The sequence below is a fragment of the Actinomadura sp. NPDC048394 genome (genome assembly GCF_040651755.1).
In the GTDB taxonomy this organism is placed as follows: domain Bacteria; phylum Actinomycetota; class Actinomycetes; order Streptosporangiales; family Streptosporangiaceae; genus Spirillospora; species Spirillospora montaniterrae.
In genome coordinates, this window is record NZ_JBEZJL010000042.1 from 1 (window position 1) to 15,401 (window position 15,401).

The following is a 15,401-nucleotide window of genomic DNA, read 5'->3' on the forward strand; positions in this document are numbered from 1 at the left end:
GGGCGCGGCCCGGGGCGCGCGGGGGGGCGGCGCCGCACCGCGGGCGGCGGCGGCGGGCCCCCGGGCGCCCCGCGGGGGGGGGGCCGCCCCCCCCCCCCCCCCCCCCCCCCGCCCCGTCCCGGTCAGGCGTCGCGGAAGTGGAGCAGCAGCCCGCCGATGAGGAGCGCCGCCGTCGCCCAGGCGGCGAGGACGCCGAGGCCCGCCCAGGGGGCGATCGGCAGGCCGCGCAGGCCGGTCGTCGCCTGGACGGCGAGCCCGGCCGTCATCGGCGACAGCCGCTCCAGATGCCGGGCCAGGCGGGAGCCGCCGAGCACGGTGGTGAGGAGCGGCAGGAGGTAGAGCAGGCCGAGGACGGTCCCGATCGCCGCCGCGGCGTCGCGCACGGCGGCCGCGACGCCCAGGCTGAGCAGGGCGATCAGCCCGAGGTAGAGGACCGTCCCGGCGGCGGCGCGCAGCACGGCCCCGTCGTCCGGCGACAGCGGCGGACGGCCGTGCGCGGCGGTGAACCCGTGGCCGGGCAGGACGAGCCGTCCGGCGAGCAGGGAGCCCAGCACGGCGGGGACGCCCGCCGCCAGCGTCGCGCCGGTGACGGTGACGGCCTTGGCGGCGAGGACGCCGGTCCGGCGGGGCATGGCGGTGAGCGTGACGCGGATCAGGCCGCTGCCGTACTCGCCGCTGACCGCGGCGACGGCGAGGACGGCGACGATCGCCTGCCCGAGGTAGACCCCGGCCAGGCTCGTGCGGGCGGGATCCAGCCCGCAGCCCGCGGACGGGCACCGGGCCACCGCGTCCGCGACGAGCCCCAGCGCCACGGTCACGACGATGACGGCGAGCAGCAGCCAGAACGTGCTGGGCACCGTGCGCAGCTTCGTCCACTCCGCGTGCAGCGCTTCCCGCATGCTCACGCGTCCCTCCTGCGGAGCAGGACGGCGGCCAGCCCGAGGGCGAGCACGGTGTAGCCGCACAGCACGGCGAATCCGGCCCACGGCGGTAGCGGGAAGTAGCCGTTGCCCGGCGTGTAGGGGGCGCTCACCTGCGGGTAGCGCGGCGTGGTCTGCTGGACGGCGAAGGCCGCCGCCGGCGTGACCCGCAGCAGCCAGCCCGCGACCCCGGCGGGCAGCACCGACAGCGGGGACGCGAAGAAGTACGGCACGACCATCACGGTGACGACGGCGGTGACGGCGCCCGCGCCGTGCCGCAGGATCGTGCCCACCGCGAGGGCGAGGACGGCGGCGACGGCCAGGAGCGCCGCGGTCCCGGCGACCGCGCGGATCTCGGTGGGTGTGCCGACCGGCAGGACGAAGGCGCCGTTGGAGCGCAGCAGCCGCTCGCCGAGCAGGACCGCGGCGGTGCTCCCGGCGAGGCCGGCGGCGAAGGTCACCGAGCCGATCACGATCGCCTTCGCGGCCAGGACCCGGCCCCGCCCCGGGACGGCGGTGAAGGTGACCCGGAGCAGGCCCCGGCGGTGCTCGGCGGTCATGAAGAGCGCCGCGACGACGATCACCGCGATCAGGCCGCCGAACGCCCCGAGGAGCGTCCGTTCGACGGCGACGCCGCCCCCGTCCACCGCGGGCACGTAGGGCGCGATGTCCCCCGACCCGGTCACGGTGACGGTGCCGGCGGCCTGACGGAACCCGGCGTCCGGCGACGGCCCGCCTCCCACCTGCGTACCGGTCCAGGCGCCGGGCGGCCACGCGCCGCGCAGGCCGATGTGGTCGAAGCGGGCGGTGGCCAGGGTGCGGGCGCCGCCCCCGCCCGACCCGCCGAGCGACTGCGCGGAGCCGCCCCGCGTAGAGCCGCCCTGCGCGGACGCCGGGGAGGTGGCGAACATCCCGGCCTGCACGGTCGGCGGCAACCTGTGCAGGTGCACCGTGCCCACCGCGCTCCAGCGAACGCCGTCGGCGGACTGGTAACCGGTGATGGCGTCACCGGATCGGACGAGCCGCAGCCACCGCGGCGACGCCGCCGCCGGGACGGCCCCAGGCGAGGCCTTGATGTCGCCGGTGTAGTCGTACTGCATCCGCACGCCGTGCCCGGCGGTGACGACCAGCGCCGCGTACACCGACCCAGGACGGGTGCCCGCCTTGACGATGAGCCCCGCCTTCGACCACGGCTGCAGACCGGCCGGCCCCCGCCCGCCGGTGAGCGACGCCATGCGGACGGTGATGTCTCCGTCGCCGTCCAGCGGCCGGTGCACGAAGGAGAACGCGTCGGTGACGGCCTTGCCGTCCGGCCCCACCGGGGCGGAGCAGCCCGTGCCGGGCACGTCCGCGCCGCCCGGTGCCGTCACGCCGCCGCACGAGCTGTGGTCGAGCAGCGCGATGCCCATGGTGACCAGCACCGCGACGATCATGCCGATCGTCCAGCCGCGGACGGTGCGGAACTTGGTCCACTCGGCTCGCAGCAGCGCCCCGAACCCCGCCCGGCCGGCCCGGACCCGGGGTTCGCGCGGCGTCGTCGTCGGGGCGGTCATCGCGTGCCCTCCCCGGCCGGCTCGCCGCGGTACTCGACCGCGTCCCGGGTCAATCCGAAGTACGCCTCCTCCAGCGTCGCGCGCTGCGCCGCCACCTCCGAGAACGGCACCGCGTTCGCGCCGAGCAGCGCGACGACGCGCTCGGCCGGCAGCCCGGAGACCGCCAGGGTGTCCGGCCCGGTCGCGGCGACGGTGGCGCCCGCGTCCACCAGCACGGCCGTGGCCAGCGGCGGGGCGAGGGTCCGCACGGCGACCCGCCCGGCGGACACCCGCGCGATCAGATCCGCCACGCCCGTGTCCGCGATGACCTTGCCCCGGCCGACGATCACCACGTGGTCGGCGGTGCCCTCCAGCTCGCTCATCAGGTGGCTGGACACCAGCACCGCCCGGCCCTCGTCGGCCAGCGCCCGCAGGAGCCCGCGCATCCAGACGATCCCCTCCGGGTCCATGCCGTTGAACGGTTCGTCCAGCAGCAGCACCGGCGGGTCGCCGAGCAGCGCCGCCGCGATCCCCAGCCGCTGGCGCATGCCGAGGGAGAACCCGCCCGCCCTGCGGCGCGCCGCCCGCTCCAGGCCGACCCGCCCGATCACCTCGTCGACCCGTCCGGCGGCCAAGCCCTGCGAGCGGGCCAGCCACAGCAGGTGGTTGCGGGCGCTGCGGCTCGGCTGGACGGCCGCCGCGTCCAGCAGCGACCCGACCCTGGTCAGCGGACGGCGCAGGCTCCGGTACGGCCGCCCGCCGATCAGCGCGGACCCCGCGTCGGGCGCGTCCAGGCCCACGATCACCCGCATCGTGGTGGACTTCCCGGCGCCGTTCGGGCCGACGAACCCGGTGACCCGGCCCGGGCGGACGGTGAACGTCATGCCGTCCAGCGCCGTCGCTGGCCCGAACCGTTTGCGCAGGCCGCTGACTTCGATGGTCGCCTGGCTCATGTGGCCGCCTTTCCGGGCTCGTGGACGTTGCGCTCCGGAAGCGGTTGTACGCGGGCGCCGGTATCAGCACGGTGCCCGCCGCTGAAACCCCGCTGATACCGGCGGCCTGGCATCGTCGGAGCCGCGCCGCGTACGCTCGCGCCGAGCCGGACCGGCCGCCCGCCGGGGAAGGACCACGGACCGATCATGAGAGTGCTGGTAGCCGAAGACGTCGAGGACCTGGCCACCGCCGTCGCCGCCGGGCTGCGCCGCGAGGGCATGGCGGTGGACGTCGCCCTCGACGGGCACGCCGCGCTCGACCGGCTCGCCTGCACCCGCTACGACGTCGTGGTGCTGGACCGGGACCTGCCCGGCGTGCACGGCGACGAGATCTGCCGGCGGCACGCGGCCGGCGGATCCGGGAGCCGGGTGCTGATGCTGACCGCGGCCGGCACGGTCCGGGACCGGGTGGAGGGCCTCGGCCTCGGCGCCGACGACTACCTCCCGAAGCCCTTCGACTTCGCCGAGCTCGTCGCGCGCGTCCGCGCCCTCGGCCGCCGCCCCGCGACCGCGCTGCCCCCGGTGCTCGAATGCGGCGACGTGACCTGCGACCCCGGCCGCCGGACCGCGTTCCGCGCCGGGCGGCGCCTCGAGCTCAGCCCGAAGGAGTTCGCGCTGCTGGAGTGCCTGCTCGGCGCCGCCGGCCGGGTCGTGCCCGCCGAGGAACTGCTGGAACGCGTCTGGGACGAGGCGGCCGACCCGTTCACCACCGCGGTCAAGCAGACCATGCGGCGGCTGCGGGCCAAGCTCGGCGACCCGCCCGTCATCCGCACCGTCCGCGAGGGCGGCTACCAGATCGGAGAGCCGTGATGCGCCCGCCCCGCTCGCCGCGCCTGCTGCGTCGGCCGCGCGTGCTCCGCCGGCCGCGCGTGCCGCGGCGGACGCTGCGGACCCAGCTCACGCTCCTCTACGCCGCCGTGTTCTGCACCTCCGCCGCCGCCCTCGCCGCCCTCGCGGTGATCTTCAAGCCGAACGTCCTCGTGGGCGGCGGCTGCACGGCTGCGCCGTCCGTTCCGCAGCCCCCTGAGCCCTGCGGCCGGCCCGCGCACGCGTCCGTCGCCGGCACCATCGCCCACGACGCGCGCCAGAACGTCGCGGGCCTCGTCATGGTCGCGGTCCTGGTCGTCCTCGCCCTCGGGGTCGGCCGGCTGATCGCCGGGCGCGTCCTGCGGCCGCTGCGCACGATCACCAGCACGGCGCGGGACATCTCGGCCCGCGACCTGCACCAGCGGCTGGCCCTCGACGGCCCCGGCGACGAGTTCCGGCAGCTCGGGGAGACCCTCGACGGCCTGTTCGAGCGGCTGGAGGCGGCGTTCCAGGCGCAGCGGAACTTCGTGGCCAACGCCTCGCACGAGCTGCGGACGCCGCTCGCCGCCGGCCGGACCGTCCTGCAGGTCGCGCTCGCCGAGCCGGACGCCACCGCGCAGACGCTGCGGTCGGCCTGCGAGAAGGCCCTCAAGTGGGGCGACCGGCAGGAGCGCCTCATCGAGTCGCTGCTCACCCTCGCCGGCAGCGAGCGCGGCATCGAACGCTGGGAGCCCTTCGACCTCGCCGGCATCGCGCGGAAGGCCATCGCGGACCACCGCGGCGAAGCCGAACGGCGCGGCGTCCGCATCGACGCCGCCCTCGAAGCCGCGCCGGCCGCCGGCGACCCCGCCCTGGCCGAGAGCTTGATGGCGAACCTGGTCGGCAACGCCGTCCGCCACAATGTCGACGGTGGCGCCGTCGAGATCGCGACCGCCGTGAAGGGCGGGCGGACCGTCGTGACGGTCGGCAACACCGGCCCGCTCGTCCCGCCGGACGAGGTCGACCGCCTCTTCCAGCCCTTCCAGCGGCTCGGCGTCCAGCGGGTCCGCCATGACGGCGGGCACGGGCTCGGCCTGGCGATCGTCCGCGCCATCGTCCGTGTCCACGGCGCCACCCTCACCCCCGAGCCCCGTCCCGAAGGCGGCTTGGACATCACGGTGGCCTTCCCGCCACGCCCCTGACCCGGCAGGCACGAGGAGCATGGACGCCGGCTCGCCATCCCCGCCCGGAGGGACGGCGAGCCGGCGTGGCGTGCCGAGGACCGCTCCAGGCGGTCCCGCCGGCCGAGGGGCCGGCTATGCGGGCAGGTCGGTGTAGGCCTTCGAGGCCAGGTACTGGTCGAAGACCACGGTGTTGGTGCCGGCCTTGGCGGGCAGCCCGGCCCGCCAGTCCACGATGCCGTTGAACAGGCCGCCGGGGCCGCAGCCGCTGGACTTCGGCACCGCGAAGGCGTTGTCGACGAGCTTCAGCTTGAACACCAGCGGGTCGGTGGAGACGTCGACGGGCGGGCTGCCGGAGATCGGCTGGTTGGGCGGAGGCGGGCTGGTGGTGCCGATCGTCAGGTTCAGGGTGATCGGGTCGTCCTTGGTGCCGATGGTGCACTGGTCGCCGACCAAGGGGTTCTGCACGCCGACCTTGAGCTTGAGCCGCAGCAGGGTGTCGGCGTCGACGTTGAACTCCGGGTCGGCGGCCAGCTCGGGCTTGGCGTTGACCTGCAGGACCGGCAGGACGTCGGTGCCGGGGACGCCGAGGATGCCGCCGGTGACGCGGATCGGGTCGCCCTTGAGCGGCACCGCGATCATCTTCTGCTCGAGCGTCGCGGGGTCGTAGCCGATCGCGTACGTCAGCCGGAGGGGCTTGTCGATCGTCTGGTCGATCGTGCCGATCTGCAGCCGCCCGCCCGCGATCACCGCGACGTTGCAGTTCCACCACGTCGGGTCCGCGCCGGCGGGCAGCGCGGGGCAGTCCTCGAACGTGAGCCCGGCGGGCAGGGGGTCGCGGACGGGGAGGGCGGGGGCGGCCGAGGCCGGGGCGGCGTGCGCGGTCAGGGCGATCGCGCCGGTCACCGCGCCCAGCGCCATCGCTGCGCGGCGCCGCACGGTCGTTGCTGTCATCGAAGCTCCAGGGTGAGATTCCGGGCCGGGTCTTGGGGCGGGGCAGGGCGGGGCGGGGCGGCCCGGGTCAGAGGTCGGTGTACGGCTTGTAGCTCACGTACTGGTTGAAGACCGCGGTGTTGTTGCCCGCGGCCGAAGGCACTCCGGCCTGGGAGTTCACGACCCAGTTGAGGGTTCCGCCCAGCCCGCAGCCGGAGGAGCCGGGGACGGCGAAGGAGTTGTCGACCATGGTCGCCTTGAACACCGGCGGGTCCGCCGACACGTCGACCGGGGTGCTGCCCGAGATCGGCCGGTTGGGCGGGGGCGGGCTGGTGGTACCGAAGATCAGGTGCAGCTTGATCGGGTCGCCGTTGGAGCCGATGGAGCAGTACGGGCCGAGGTTCGGGTTGATCACCTTGACCTTGAGGTTCAGCAGGACGTCGCCGTTCTGCAGGTCCATGAACCCGGCGTACTCGGGCTTGGCGTACACGGCGGTGAAGATGGGGTCGCCGAAGATGCCCGGCCGGACGAGCATCTTGTCGGCCTGGAAGCCGCCGACGATGACCTTCTGCTCCAGCGTCACGGGATCGAAGCCGACCGCGTAGGTCAGCGTGATGGGCGAGGTGATCGCCTGGTCCAGCCTTCCGAGCTTGAACTGCCCGCCGGTGATGATCGCGACGTTGCAGTTCCACCAGGTGGGGTCGGCGCCGGACGGCAGCGCCGGGCACTTGGCGAAGCTGAAGGCCGGGACCGTCTCCGCCGAGGCGGACGGGGTGAGGGCGGCACCGGACAGTGCGGTGCCGGCGGCGAGGGCCAGCGAAGCCAGGCTGCTGCGGCCACGGTGGAACAGGGATCGCACAGCGTTCTCCAGGGGGTGGGGACGGCGAGGAAGGAAGCCCCGTCGCAGCGGGCGGGCCGGTCGACGGGGAAGCGGGGATTCGGAGGGGCGGGGCCGCCGTTCGAGCCCGGGCGGCCCCGCCTGATCAGGGCGGGGACGGTGTGCCCCGCGCGTGGATGAGACGACCGGGTCGGGGTCGGCCGGCTCGGGAACGCCGGGTCAGGGACGCCGGCTCAGGGACGCCGGGTCACGGACGTCGGGTCACGGACGTCGGCTCGGGGACGCCGTGCCGGTTCCGGGACGCCGTGCCGGGTCAGGGCGCGATCGTGAGGTCGGCGCCGCCGGGCTCGGTGAGCACCTGGAACTTGCCGTTGCCCGAGACGGCGGCCGGGCAGCCCGCGGTGTTCTCCGGGTTGGAGATCTTCTGCAGCTGCTGGCCCGTCAGCTGTCCCTGCGAGTGCGGGTTGCCGGTGTCGGGCCGGTTCGGGTTGGTGCTGTTGAACAGGTCGATGGTCAGGGGCGTCGTCGTGGTGAGCCCGTAGTGGCAGGTCTCGGTGCGGCCCAGGTTCGTCAGGTGCAGCACCGCCCTGACGTCCACGCTGCTGTTGGGCGCGTTGATCGTCAGGTAGCCGTCGCGGTTGTTGGTGTGGGCGGCGTCGTAGTGCGCCGAGGCGCCGCTGTACGGCAGGTTGTTCACGGTGTAGGTGTCGCTGCCGCCGTAGTTGTTGGTGCAGCTGGTCAGCGAGGCGCTCTTGAGCTGCCCGCCGGACCCGTCGGAGACCACGGAGGCGACCAGGCTGACGGCGTTGCAGGTGCTGGTGATCAGCCCGATGCCCGGGCCGTTGCCCGAGAACTTGGTGGGCGTGATGTTGGTGACCTTGACGTCGCCGTTGTAGGGCGCGCCGCCGGAGCTGATCGTGGTGGCCAGCGCGGCGGACGCGCCGGCGATCAGCAGCGCGCTCGCCCCCAGCGCGGGGAGGGCGATCTTGAACGGTTTCCGCACCTTTCCTGTCCTTTCGATCGGGGGTGGGAAGGACCCCCGAAAGGAAACATAAACTGCGTCGTTTCTCAAGAACGACGCCGTACCCAGAACGTGAAGGGCTTTATTTCGGGCCGCCTGGAGGCATCGGTCCAGCGACCGAAAAGCGTGCACGGTGCGTAGCGAAAAGGAGGCATCTCCAATGCGCTGCGTCACGAAGCGGAGGCGCGCGTGACCCACCTCACACGGCCTCATCCGAGGGCTCGGCGATTTACGGACGCGGGTGCGGCATGGCCGTATCCGGCCATCCCCTTTCGCTCACAAAAGTGACAACCCGGCTCAGTGGTCCGCGGATGGCGGATGGGGGATCGCGAACACGTTGACCAATGCTTCCCGCAGGCCGGGCAGCGTGTGCGCCTCGCCCCGGTTCACCCGGTCGAAGATGACCTCGTGCATCCCGCCGACGGCGACTTCGGCGGTCAGTTCGGGTTCGGGGTAGTCCGGGACCTGGGCCCGCAGGTGCTCCACCATCATCGCGCTGAACAGCCGTTTGACCCGGTCCCTGCGCTCCACGGCCTCCGGGCCGGCCGCCAGCACCTCGACGACGCACATCCGCGCGGCCAGCGGCTCGTCCGCGATGAACTGCAGGAAGGCCCCCAGGCCGGCGTGCAGCCGGTCCGCCAGCGGCGCGTCCGCGTCGACGCTGCCGACCACCAATTCCAGGACCCGGTCCGTGACCGAGTCGTAGGCGGCCAGAAAGGCCTCTTCCTTGCTTTTGAAATTCTCGTAGAACGTCTTCTTGGAAACCGCGGACCTGCCGACGATGGTGTCGATGGTGAGCTGCGCGTAACCGTCCGATCCGACGGCTTCGATGACCGCCTGCAGAATGCGCGCCCGCTGATTGCTGGCCACATAGTCGCGGGACAGCCGGTGCCGTCCGGACGGCAGTCGCCCACCGCCGTGACCTTGGTGTTCACCGTCGAGCTTCTTCATGACCCGCCGCCATTCCGATTCCCTGGGACCCGCGGTCCACCCACGATTCTACGGTGGGTTCCAATCGGCGAAAGGACGGCTGCGGCGCGGCCGCCTCGATGGTCAGCGACGGGCGCCGGGCGGGGTGAGGATCGACTGCACGGTCGCGGTCACGACCTGGGCGGTCTCGTCGGGCTTCAGGCGTCCGGCGCGGTTCTCCTCGGCGGCCCCTTGCAGGACGTAATGCACGACGTTGACCAGCCATGCGATCGGCAGATCGGTGCGGAAGACGCCCTCGTCCTGCCCGCGTCGGATGAGCTCCTCCACTCGCTGGGCGGGGGCGGCGTGCTGCGCGCGGATGCGTTCGGCGGGGAGGACGCCCTGAGCGGCCGTCAGGAGCGCGGCGGACTCGGCGACGAGGGTCCAGCTGGAGCCGAGCAGCCGGCCGAGGGCGTCTCGCGCGTCGCCCGTCAGGTCGACGGCCGACAGGGCCTCGTCGCCGGCGCGCAGCGCGTCGGCCAGAGCGGCCTCGACCAGGTCGGCGCGGGTGCGGAAGTGGCCGTAGAGCGTCATCCGGCCGACCCCGGCGGCCTTGGCGATGTCGTCGATCCCGGCGTTCGGGTCGCCGCTGAGCCGCTCGCGGGCCGCGGTGACGATGCGGGCGATGCTGCGCTCGGCGTCTGCACGGCGACGCGGACCGGCGGCGGAAGGCATCTCCGCATCCTAACTCGTACTGAGACATACGTGTTACGCTCCCCTCGTGTAACTCGTACTCAGGCATACGAATTAGGGGAGGGCTCTGATGACACAGGAGGTCCGGGGCACGCCGGCGCAGGCAGGGACGGCCCATCCACGGCGATGGCGCATCCTGGGATTCCTCGGCGTGGCCCAGCTGATGCTGATCCTCGACGTCACCGTCGTCGCCATCGCGCTGCCGCACATCGAGACCGACCTCGGGCTGAGCCGCCAGGCCGTGACCTGGACGGTCAGCGCCTACACGCTCGCCTTCGGCGGCCTGATGCTGCTCGGCGGGCGCGCCGCCGACCTGCTCGGGGCCAGGAGGGTCGTCCTCGCCGGGCTGCTGGTCTTCACGGCGGCGTCCCTCACGACCGGCCTCGCCGGATCGGCCGGCGTGCTGCTCGGCGGCCGCATCGCGCAGGGCGTCGGCGCGGCGATGCTGTCCCCGTCGGCGCTGTCGCTCGTGGTGAGCATGTTCGACGGCGACGAGCGGAACAAGGCGCTGGGCGTCTGGTCCGCGCTCGGCGGGGGCGGCGCCGCCCTCGGCGTGCTGCTCGGCGGCCTGCTCACCGCGGGTCCCGGCTGGCCGTGGGTGTTCTTCGTCAACGTGCCCGTCGGACTGGTGATCCTCGTCGCGCTCACCCGGATGCTGCCCCGGCGGCACGCGGTCGCGCCCCGGCCCCGGCTCGACGTGCTCGGAGCGGTGCTGGTCACCGCCTCGTCCAGCGTCCTGATCTACGCGGTCAACCGCGCCGGCGACCACGGCTGGGCCACCGCCGCGACCGGCGGGCTGGTGCTCGCGGCCGCCGCCGGCTACCTGGCGTTCGCGGTGCGGCAGAAGACCGCCGCGTCGCCGATGATGGACGTCGTCCTGCTGGTGCGGCGGCCGGTCGCCACCGGCACGTTCCTCATCGCGATGGCGACCGCCCTGATGATCGCGGTCTTCTTCCTCGGCACGTTCTACTTCCAGCACGGCCGGGGCTACGGCGCCCTGCGCACCGGGCTGCTGTTCCTCCCGGTCGCGGGCGCGACGATGCTGGGCGCGAACCTCACCGGACGGGCGATCGCCAGGGCGGGCGCCCGCCTGCTCGGCGTGGCCGGGCTGCTCACCACCGCCGTCGGTATGGCCCTGCCCGCCCTGTCGATGCGTCCCGCGACCGTGGTGGTCGGCATCGCGATCGCGGGCGCCGGCACCGGCGCCATCTTCGTCGTGGCGTCGGCGACCGCGCTCGGGCAGGTGGCTCCGCACGAATCCGGCATCGCCTCCGGAATCGTCAGCACCTTCCACGAGTTCGGCGCCTCCGTCGGCGCCGCGGTGATCTCCAGCGTCGCGGCGGCGAGCATCGTCGGCGACACCCTGTCCGGCTTCACCGACGGCTTCGTCCTCGCCGCGGTGGCCGCGGCCGTGGCCGCCGCGGCGGCGGCCGTCCTGACGCCGGGCAGGCCGAAGGCGACCTGACCTGCCACGCGGGCATCGGCGGCGCGGCCATGAGGCGGGCCGCCGATGGGCGGTTCGGCGGAGCGTCCACGCGGGTAGGGCGTCCTTGATCGGAGGGGGAGCCATGACGTCCCAGACGGACCCGGCGCCCGTGCGGCATCCCTTGTTCGCGCGGTTCTACGCCCGGATGAGCCCGCTGATGGAGCGCGGCATCGGCCCCTACCGAGCCAGGCTGCTCGACGGGCTGCACGGGCGGGTCCTGGAGGTCGGCGCGGGCGCCGGCGCCAACTTCGTCCACTATCCGGCCGGCGTCACCGAGGTCCTCGCGGTCGAACCCGAAGCCCACCTCCGGCACCTCGCCGCTTCCGCCGCGGAACAGGCGCCGGTGCCCGTCGAGGTCGTCGACGGCGTCGCCGACCGGCTCCCCGCGGACGACCGATCCTGCGACGCGGCGGTCGCCTGCCTGGTGCTGTGCACCGTGCCCGATCCGGACGCGGCCCTCGCCGAACTCTTCCGTATCCTCCGTCCGGGCGGGCAGTTGCGCTTCTTCGAGCACGTCCGGGCCGGCACGCCCGGCGGGCGCCGCGTCCAGCGCATCGCGGACGCCACCGTGTGGCCGCTCATCAGCGGCGGCTGCCACACCGGCCGCGACACGGCCGCGGCGATCGAGCGCGCCGGCTTCGTCCTCGACCGGCTCGACACGCTCGGCCGCACCGACACGGGGATGCCCCCGCCCGCCGCCCCCCAGATCCTCGGCACCGCGACCCGGCCCTCCGAGCGCTGACCCCGCGCCCGGACCCCCACCAGCCGGGTGTCACCTGCCTGTCACCCGCTCCGGTGTAGGACTGCGGGCAAGGAGCCACGGACCGTGGTCCGCTGCCGCGAAGCTCCCGGGGTGAACGATGAACGAGACGGTTTCGCAGGGGCCGGAGGCCGTGCCGCGGGCGGAGATCGAGCTCGCCGCGGAAAGGGGTCGGCGCGGTCGTGGCCGCTGGGTCGCCCTGGGCGCGGTGGTCGTGGTGCTGGCCGGGGGAGTGTGGATCTGGCGGGCCGGGGTGTTCTCTCCGGCCGCCTCGCCCGGTCGAGGGGCGGCGCCTTCGGTGGCGACGGCGGTGGTGGCCCGGCGGGACCTGTCGGCGGTGCTGCCGGTGACCGCGACGCTGGGGTACGCCGGCTCCTATCCGGTGACCGGTCAAGGCAGCGGGAGACTGACCTGGCTGCCGGCGCCGGGAACGGTCGTCCACCAGGGTGAAGTGCTGTACAGGGTGGACGACGGGACCCCGGTCGTGCTCCTGTACGGCACCGTTCCGGCATGGCGCGCCCTGAGCGAGGGGATGACCGGGCACGACGTCGCCCAGCTCAACCGGGACCTGGTGCGTCTCGGTCACGCCGACCGTGCGGACGTGGCCGAGCAGGGGTGGGATCACTACTCGTGGGAGACCGCGGCCGCAATGCGCCGGCTGAAGCGGCATCTGGGGGTGTCGCTTCCCTCGGGGAGCCTGCCCCTCGGGCAGGTCGTGTTCGAGCCCGAGGCGCTGCGGATCAGCCGGGTGACCGGCAGGCCGGGCGGTCCGGCGGCGGGCCCGGTGCTGGCGTCCACCTCCGACCGCCATGTCGTGACGATCCCGCTCGCCGCCTCCGACCAGTCGCGGGTCGGAAAGGGCGACAAGGTGACGGTGACGCTGCCGGACGGGGCGGACGTGCCAGGTGTGATCTCGTGGGTCGGCACGGTGGCGACCGTCGCGCCGGGGAGCGGAGGGAGCTCCAACGCCACGATCCCGGTGCAGGTGACGCTGACCGATCCGCGTCCGGCGGGGCGGCTCGACCAGGCGCCGGTGACAGTCAACATCGTCACCGGTACCGCGCACGACGTGCTGGTGGTTCCGGTGACAGCGCTGATGGCGCAGGCTTCGGGCGGCTACGTCGTCGAGGTCGCGGGCCCGGGGAGCTCGCGGCGGTACGTGCCGGTGACGGTCGGCCCGACCTTCGACGACTCCGACGGGCTGGTCCAGGTGACCGGTGCTCTCGTGCCCGGGCAGCGCGTCGTCGTGGCTTCGTCATGACGGCCGAGACGACCACCATGACCGTCGGCGGGGCCCAAAGGCAAAGGCCGGTTCTGGAGCTGGAGGACGTCTCGAAGGCGTACGCGGGCACTCCGCCTGTGCGTGCGCTGGACCGGGTGAGCCTGCGGGTGGCCGCGGGGGAGCTGGTGGCGGTGATCGGCCCATCGGGGTCGGGCAAGTCGACGCTGCTGCACCTGATGGGCACCCTTGACCAGCCGACCACCGGCCGGGTGAGCGTCACGGGACTGGACGTGGCGCGGATGACGGACCGGGAGCTGGCGGCGCTGCGGGCGTTCCGGATCGGGTTCGTGTTCCAGCAGTTCTTCCTCGCCGAGCAGCAGACCGTGCTCGGCAACGTAACGGACGGGCTGCTGTACGCCGGGGTGCGTCGCGGCCTGCGGCGACGGCTCGCGCTACGCGCCCTGGAACGGGTCGGCCTGGCGCACCGGGCCACCGCCCTGCCGACCCAGCTGTCGGGCGGCGAGCGGCAACGGATCGCGATCGCCCGGGCGGTGGCGGGCTCCCCGCCGGTGGTCCTGGCCGACGAACCGACCGGGAACCTCGACTCCGCCACCGGCGCCACCATCCTGGCCCTGCTGGAGGAGCTGAACGCGGCCGGGACGACGATCGTCCTCATCACCCACGACGACGCGGTCGCGGCCCGGGCCCGGCGCTGCGTCCAGATGCTCGACGGGCATGTCGTCGCGGATGGCGGAGCGGGCACGCCGGCCGCCGGCACCGGGGCCGGAGGCGGGACGGTCCGGTGCCGTTCCGATCGGGAGGGACCGTCATGAACACCCCGTCGCCCCGGCCGGCCGTCCCGGACGTCCCGGCCGCGCCCCGGTTGAGCCTCTCCGACCTGGCCGGCCTGGCCGGCGCCGGGCTGCTGACGCGCAGGCTCCGCGCCGGGCTGTCGGCGGCCGGCATCGCCATCGGCGTCGCGGCGATCGTGGCGGTCCTGGGCCTGACGGCCTCCGCCAAGGCCGCGCTGCTGGCCGAGATCTCCAGGCTCGGAACCAACCTGCTGACCGCGAGCAGCGGGCAGAACCCGGCCGGCCGGCCCGCCGAGCTGCCGGAGGCGGCACCGGACATGATCGCCCGGCTCCCCGGGGTCACCGCCGTGCAGGCCACCGGCACCGTCGACGGCGCGAGCGCCTACCGGTCCCCGCTCGTCCCCGCGGTCCAGACGAACGCGCTCAGCGTGGAAGCCGCCACCCTCGACCTGCCCGCGGCGGCCGGCACCGGGATCGCGCAGGGCCGGTACCTGAACGCGGCGACCGCACGGCGGCCCGTCGCGGTGCTCGGCGCCGCCGCCGCGCAGCGGCTCGGCCTTGACCGGGTCCGGCCCGGGACGCGGATCTGGGTCGGCGGGCAATGGTTCTACGTGACCGGTGTCCTCGCTACCGCCGTCTACGCCCCCGACCTCGACTCGGCGGTGCTGGTCGGTTTCCCGGCGGCCGAGACGTACCTGCACTTCGACGGGCACCCGTCGCAGATCTACGTGCGGACGGTCGACACCCTCGCCGCCACCACCGCGGTCGGCGGCATGCTCGCCCGGCAGGCCGACCCGGAGCACCCCGGGCAGGTCGACGTCTCGCGGCCCTCGGACGTCCTGAAGGCCCGGGCCGACGCGCAGGGCGCGCTGAACACCCTGTTCCTCGGACTGGGCGCGGTGGCGCTGCTCGTCGGGGCGATCGGGGTCGCCAACATCATGGTCATCTCGGTGCTGGAGCGCCGCCGGGAGATCGGGCTGCGCCGAGCGCTGGGCGCCACCCGAGGCCAGGTGCGCGCCCAGTTCCTCGCCGAGGCGGTCCTGCTCTCCTTCATCGGCGGCGTCGCCGGGGTCGTCGCGGGTGCGGCCGTCACCGCCGCCTATGCGCGCACCCACGGCGAGGCCATCATCATCCCGCCGCAGGACTGGGCCGGCGGTCTGGCCGCGGCGGTCGTCACCGGTGCGCTGGCCGGGCTGCTGCCCGCCGTCCGCGCGGCCCGCATGCCCCCCACCCGCGCGCTGCTGAGCATATGACCG

At 74.3% G+C, this 15,401-nt stretch carries 15 protein-coding genes; 7 read left to right on the plus strand and 8 right to left on the minus strand.

Translation table 11 applies throughout. From position 1 onward, the window contains the following. Positions 1–122 precede the first annotated feature (122 nt). The 3 genes from AB0C78_RS28560 to AB0C78_RS28570 are packed head-to-tail and all read right to left on the minus strand — an operon-like array spanning position 123 to position 3,405. Positions 123–899 (minus strand): ABC transporter permease, encoded by a 777-nt coding sequence (locus tag AB0C78_RS28560; RefSeq protein ID WP_360753793.1) that lies wholly within the window; start codon positions 897–899, stop codon positions 123–125. A gap of 2 nt (positions 900–901) precedes the next feature. Then, positions 902–2,473, minus strand: coding sequence for an ABC transporter permease subunit (locus AB0C78_RS28565; RefSeq protein WP_360753592.1), 1,572 nt, complete (start codon positions 2,471–2,473; stop codon positions 902–904). Then, on the minus strand, positions 2,470–3,405 hold the full coding sequence (locus tag AB0C78_RS28570) for an ATP-binding cassette domain-containing protein (protein ID WP_360753595.1): 936 nt from the start codon (positions 3,403–3,405) through the stop codon (positions 2,470–2,472). The genes AB0C78_RS28565 and AB0C78_RS28570 overlap by 4 nt, the downstream gene beginning before the upstream one ends. A gap of 186 nt (positions 3,406–3,591) precedes the next feature. Between AB0C78_RS28570 and AB0C78_RS28575 the strand changes: the two genes are divergently transcribed. Both AB0C78_RS28575 and AB0C78_RS28580 read left to right on the plus strand, forming a co-directional pair. After that, on the plus strand, positions 3,592–4,254 hold the full coding sequence (locus tag AB0C78_RS28575) for a response regulator transcription factor (protein WP_151541790.1): 663 nt from the start codon (positions 3,592–3,594) through the stop codon (positions 4,252–4,254). Next, positions 4,254–5,432 (plus strand): HAMP domain-containing sensor histidine kinase, encoded by a 1,179-nt coding sequence (locus tag AB0C78_RS28580; RefSeq protein WP_360753598.1) that lies wholly within the window; start codon positions 4,254–4,256, stop codon positions 5,430–5,432. The genes AB0C78_RS28575 and AB0C78_RS28580 overlap by 1 nt, the downstream gene beginning before the upstream one ends. A gap of 114 nt (positions 5,433–5,546) precedes the next feature. Here the strand turns inward: AB0C78_RS28580 and AB0C78_RS28585 are convergent, their stop codons facing one another. From AB0C78_RS28585 to AB0C78_RS28605, 5 genes are all read right to left on the minus strand, one after another. Further along, positions 5,547–6,365 carry a hypothetical protein gene (locus AB0C78_RS28585; RefSeq protein ID WP_360753600.1) on the minus strand — a complete coding sequence of 273 codons (819 nt, stop codon included), beginning with the start codon at positions 6,363–6,365 and terminating at the stop codon, positions 5,547–5,549. 67 nt (positions 6,366–6,432) lie between these two features. Next, positions 6,433–7,203 (minus strand): hypothetical protein, encoded by a 771-nt coding sequence (locus tag AB0C78_RS28590; RefSeq protein WP_360753603.1) that lies wholly within the window; start codon positions 7,201–7,203, stop codon positions 6,433–6,435. Positions 7,204–7,495: 292 nt separating this feature from the next. Then, positions 7,496–8,185, minus strand: a complete 690-nt coding sequence (locus tag AB0C78_RS28595) for a hypothetical protein (RefSeq protein ID WP_360753605.1) — start codon at positions 8,183–8,185, stop codon at positions 7,496–7,498. Positions 8,186–8,500: 315 nt separating this feature from the next. Then, the gene (locus AB0C78_RS28600; protein ID WP_360753608.1) at positions 8,501–9,154 is read right to left on the minus strand and encodes a TetR/AcrR family transcriptional regulator; all 654 of its coding nucleotides are present in this window, start codon (positions 9,152–9,154) and stop codon (positions 8,501–8,503) included. A gap of 102 nt (positions 9,155–9,256) precedes the next feature. Continuing rightward, positions 9,257–9,847, minus strand: a complete 591-nt coding sequence (locus AB0C78_RS28605; RefSeq protein WP_360753610.1) for a TetR/AcrR family transcriptional regulator — start codon at positions 9,845–9,847, stop codon at positions 9,257–9,259. 88 nt (positions 9,848–9,935) lie between these two features. On the opposite strand from AB0C78_RS28605, the gene AB0C78_RS28610 reads away from it, so the two are divergent. From AB0C78_RS28610 to AB0C78_RS28630, 5 genes are all read left to right on the plus strand, one after another. After that, complete coding sequence (locus AB0C78_RS28610) at positions 9,936–11,330, plus strand: MFS transporter (RefSeq protein WP_360753613.1); 1,395 nt, start codon at positions 9,936–9,938, stop codon at positions 11,328–11,330. Positions 11,331–11,433: 103 nt separating this feature from the next. Continuing rightward, positions 11,434–12,093: a methyltransferase domain-containing protein gene (locus AB0C78_RS28615; protein WP_360753616.1), complete on the plus strand. Its 660-nt coding sequence runs from the start codon at positions 11,434–11,436 to the stop codon at positions 12,091–12,093. A 118-nt stretch (positions 12,094–12,211) separates the two neighbouring features. Then, positions 12,212–13,372: a peptidoglycan-binding protein gene (locus AB0C78_RS28620; RefSeq protein WP_360753619.1), complete on the plus strand. Its 1,161-nt coding sequence runs from the start codon at positions 12,212–12,214 to the stop codon at positions 13,370–13,372. Then, a complete protein-coding gene (locus tag AB0C78_RS28625; protein WP_360753622.1) occupies positions 13,369–14,166 on the plus strand; it encodes an ABC transporter ATP-binding protein in 798 nt (265 codons plus the stop codon). Before AB0C78_RS28620 ends, AB0C78_RS28625 begins: the two co-directional genes overlap by 4 nt. Then, complete coding sequence (locus AB0C78_RS28630) at positions 14,163–15,398, plus strand: ABC transporter permease (RefSeq protein ID WP_360753624.1); 1,236 nt, start codon at positions 14,163–14,165, stop codon at positions 15,396–15,398. The genes AB0C78_RS28625 and AB0C78_RS28630 overlap by 4 nt, the downstream gene beginning before the upstream one ends. Positions 15,399–15,401 lie beyond the last annotated feature (3 nt).

Excerpts from the sequence above, each read along its gene's own strand:
- AB0C78_RS28560 (WP_360753793.1), bottom strand. The coding sequence starts at position 899 with ATGCGGGAAGCGCTGCACGCGGAGTGGACGAAGCTGCGCACGGTGCCC.
- AB0C78_RS28565 (WP_360753592.1), bottom strand. The coding sequence starts at position 2,473 with ATGACCGCCCCGACGACGACGCCGCGCGAACCCCGGGTCCGGGCCGGC.
- AB0C78_RS28570 (WP_360753595.1), bottom strand. The coding sequence starts at position 3,405 with ATGAGCCAGGCGACCATCGAAGTCAGCGGCCTGCGCAAACGGTTCGGG.
- AB0C78_RS28575 (WP_151541790.1), top strand. The coding sequence starts at position 3,592 with ATGAGAGTGCTGGTAGCCGAAGACGTCGAGGACCTGGCCACCGCCGTC.
- AB0C78_RS28580 (WP_360753598.1), top strand. The coding sequence starts at position 4,254 with ATGCGCCCGCCCCGCTCGCCGCGCCTGCTGCGTCGGCCGCGCGTGCTC.
- AB0C78_RS28585 (WP_360753600.1), bottom strand. The coding sequence starts at position 6,365 with ATGACAGCAACGACCGTGCGGCGCCGCGCAGCGATGGCGCTGGGCGCG.
- AB0C78_RS28600 (WP_360753608.1), bottom strand. The coding sequence starts at position 9,154 with ATGAAGAAGCTCGACGGTGAACACCAAGGTCACGGCGGTGGGCGACTG.
- AB0C78_RS28605 (WP_360753610.1), bottom strand. The coding sequence starts at position 9,847 with ATGCCTTCCGCCGCCGGTCCGCGTCGCCGTGCAGACGCCGAGCGCAGC.
- AB0C78_RS28610 (WP_360753613.1), top strand. The coding sequence starts at position 9,936 with ATGACACAGGAGGTCCGGGGCACGCCGGCGCAGGCAGGGACGGCCCAT.
- AB0C78_RS28615 (WP_360753616.1), top strand. The coding sequence starts at position 11,434 with ATGACGTCCCAGACGGACCCGGCGCCCGTGCGGCATCCCTTGTTCGCG.
- AB0C78_RS28620 (WP_360753619.1), top strand. The coding sequence starts at position 12,212 with ATGAACGAGACGGTTTCGCAGGGGCCGGAGGCCGTGCCGCGGGCGGAG.
- AB0C78_RS28625 (WP_360753622.1), top strand. The coding sequence starts at position 13,369 with ATGACGGCCGAGACGACCACCATGACCGTCGGCGGGGCCCAAAGGCAA.
- AB0C78_RS28630 (WP_360753624.1), top strand. The coding sequence starts at position 14,163 with ATGAACACCCCGTCGCCCCGGCCGGCCGTCCCGGACGTCCCGGCCGCG.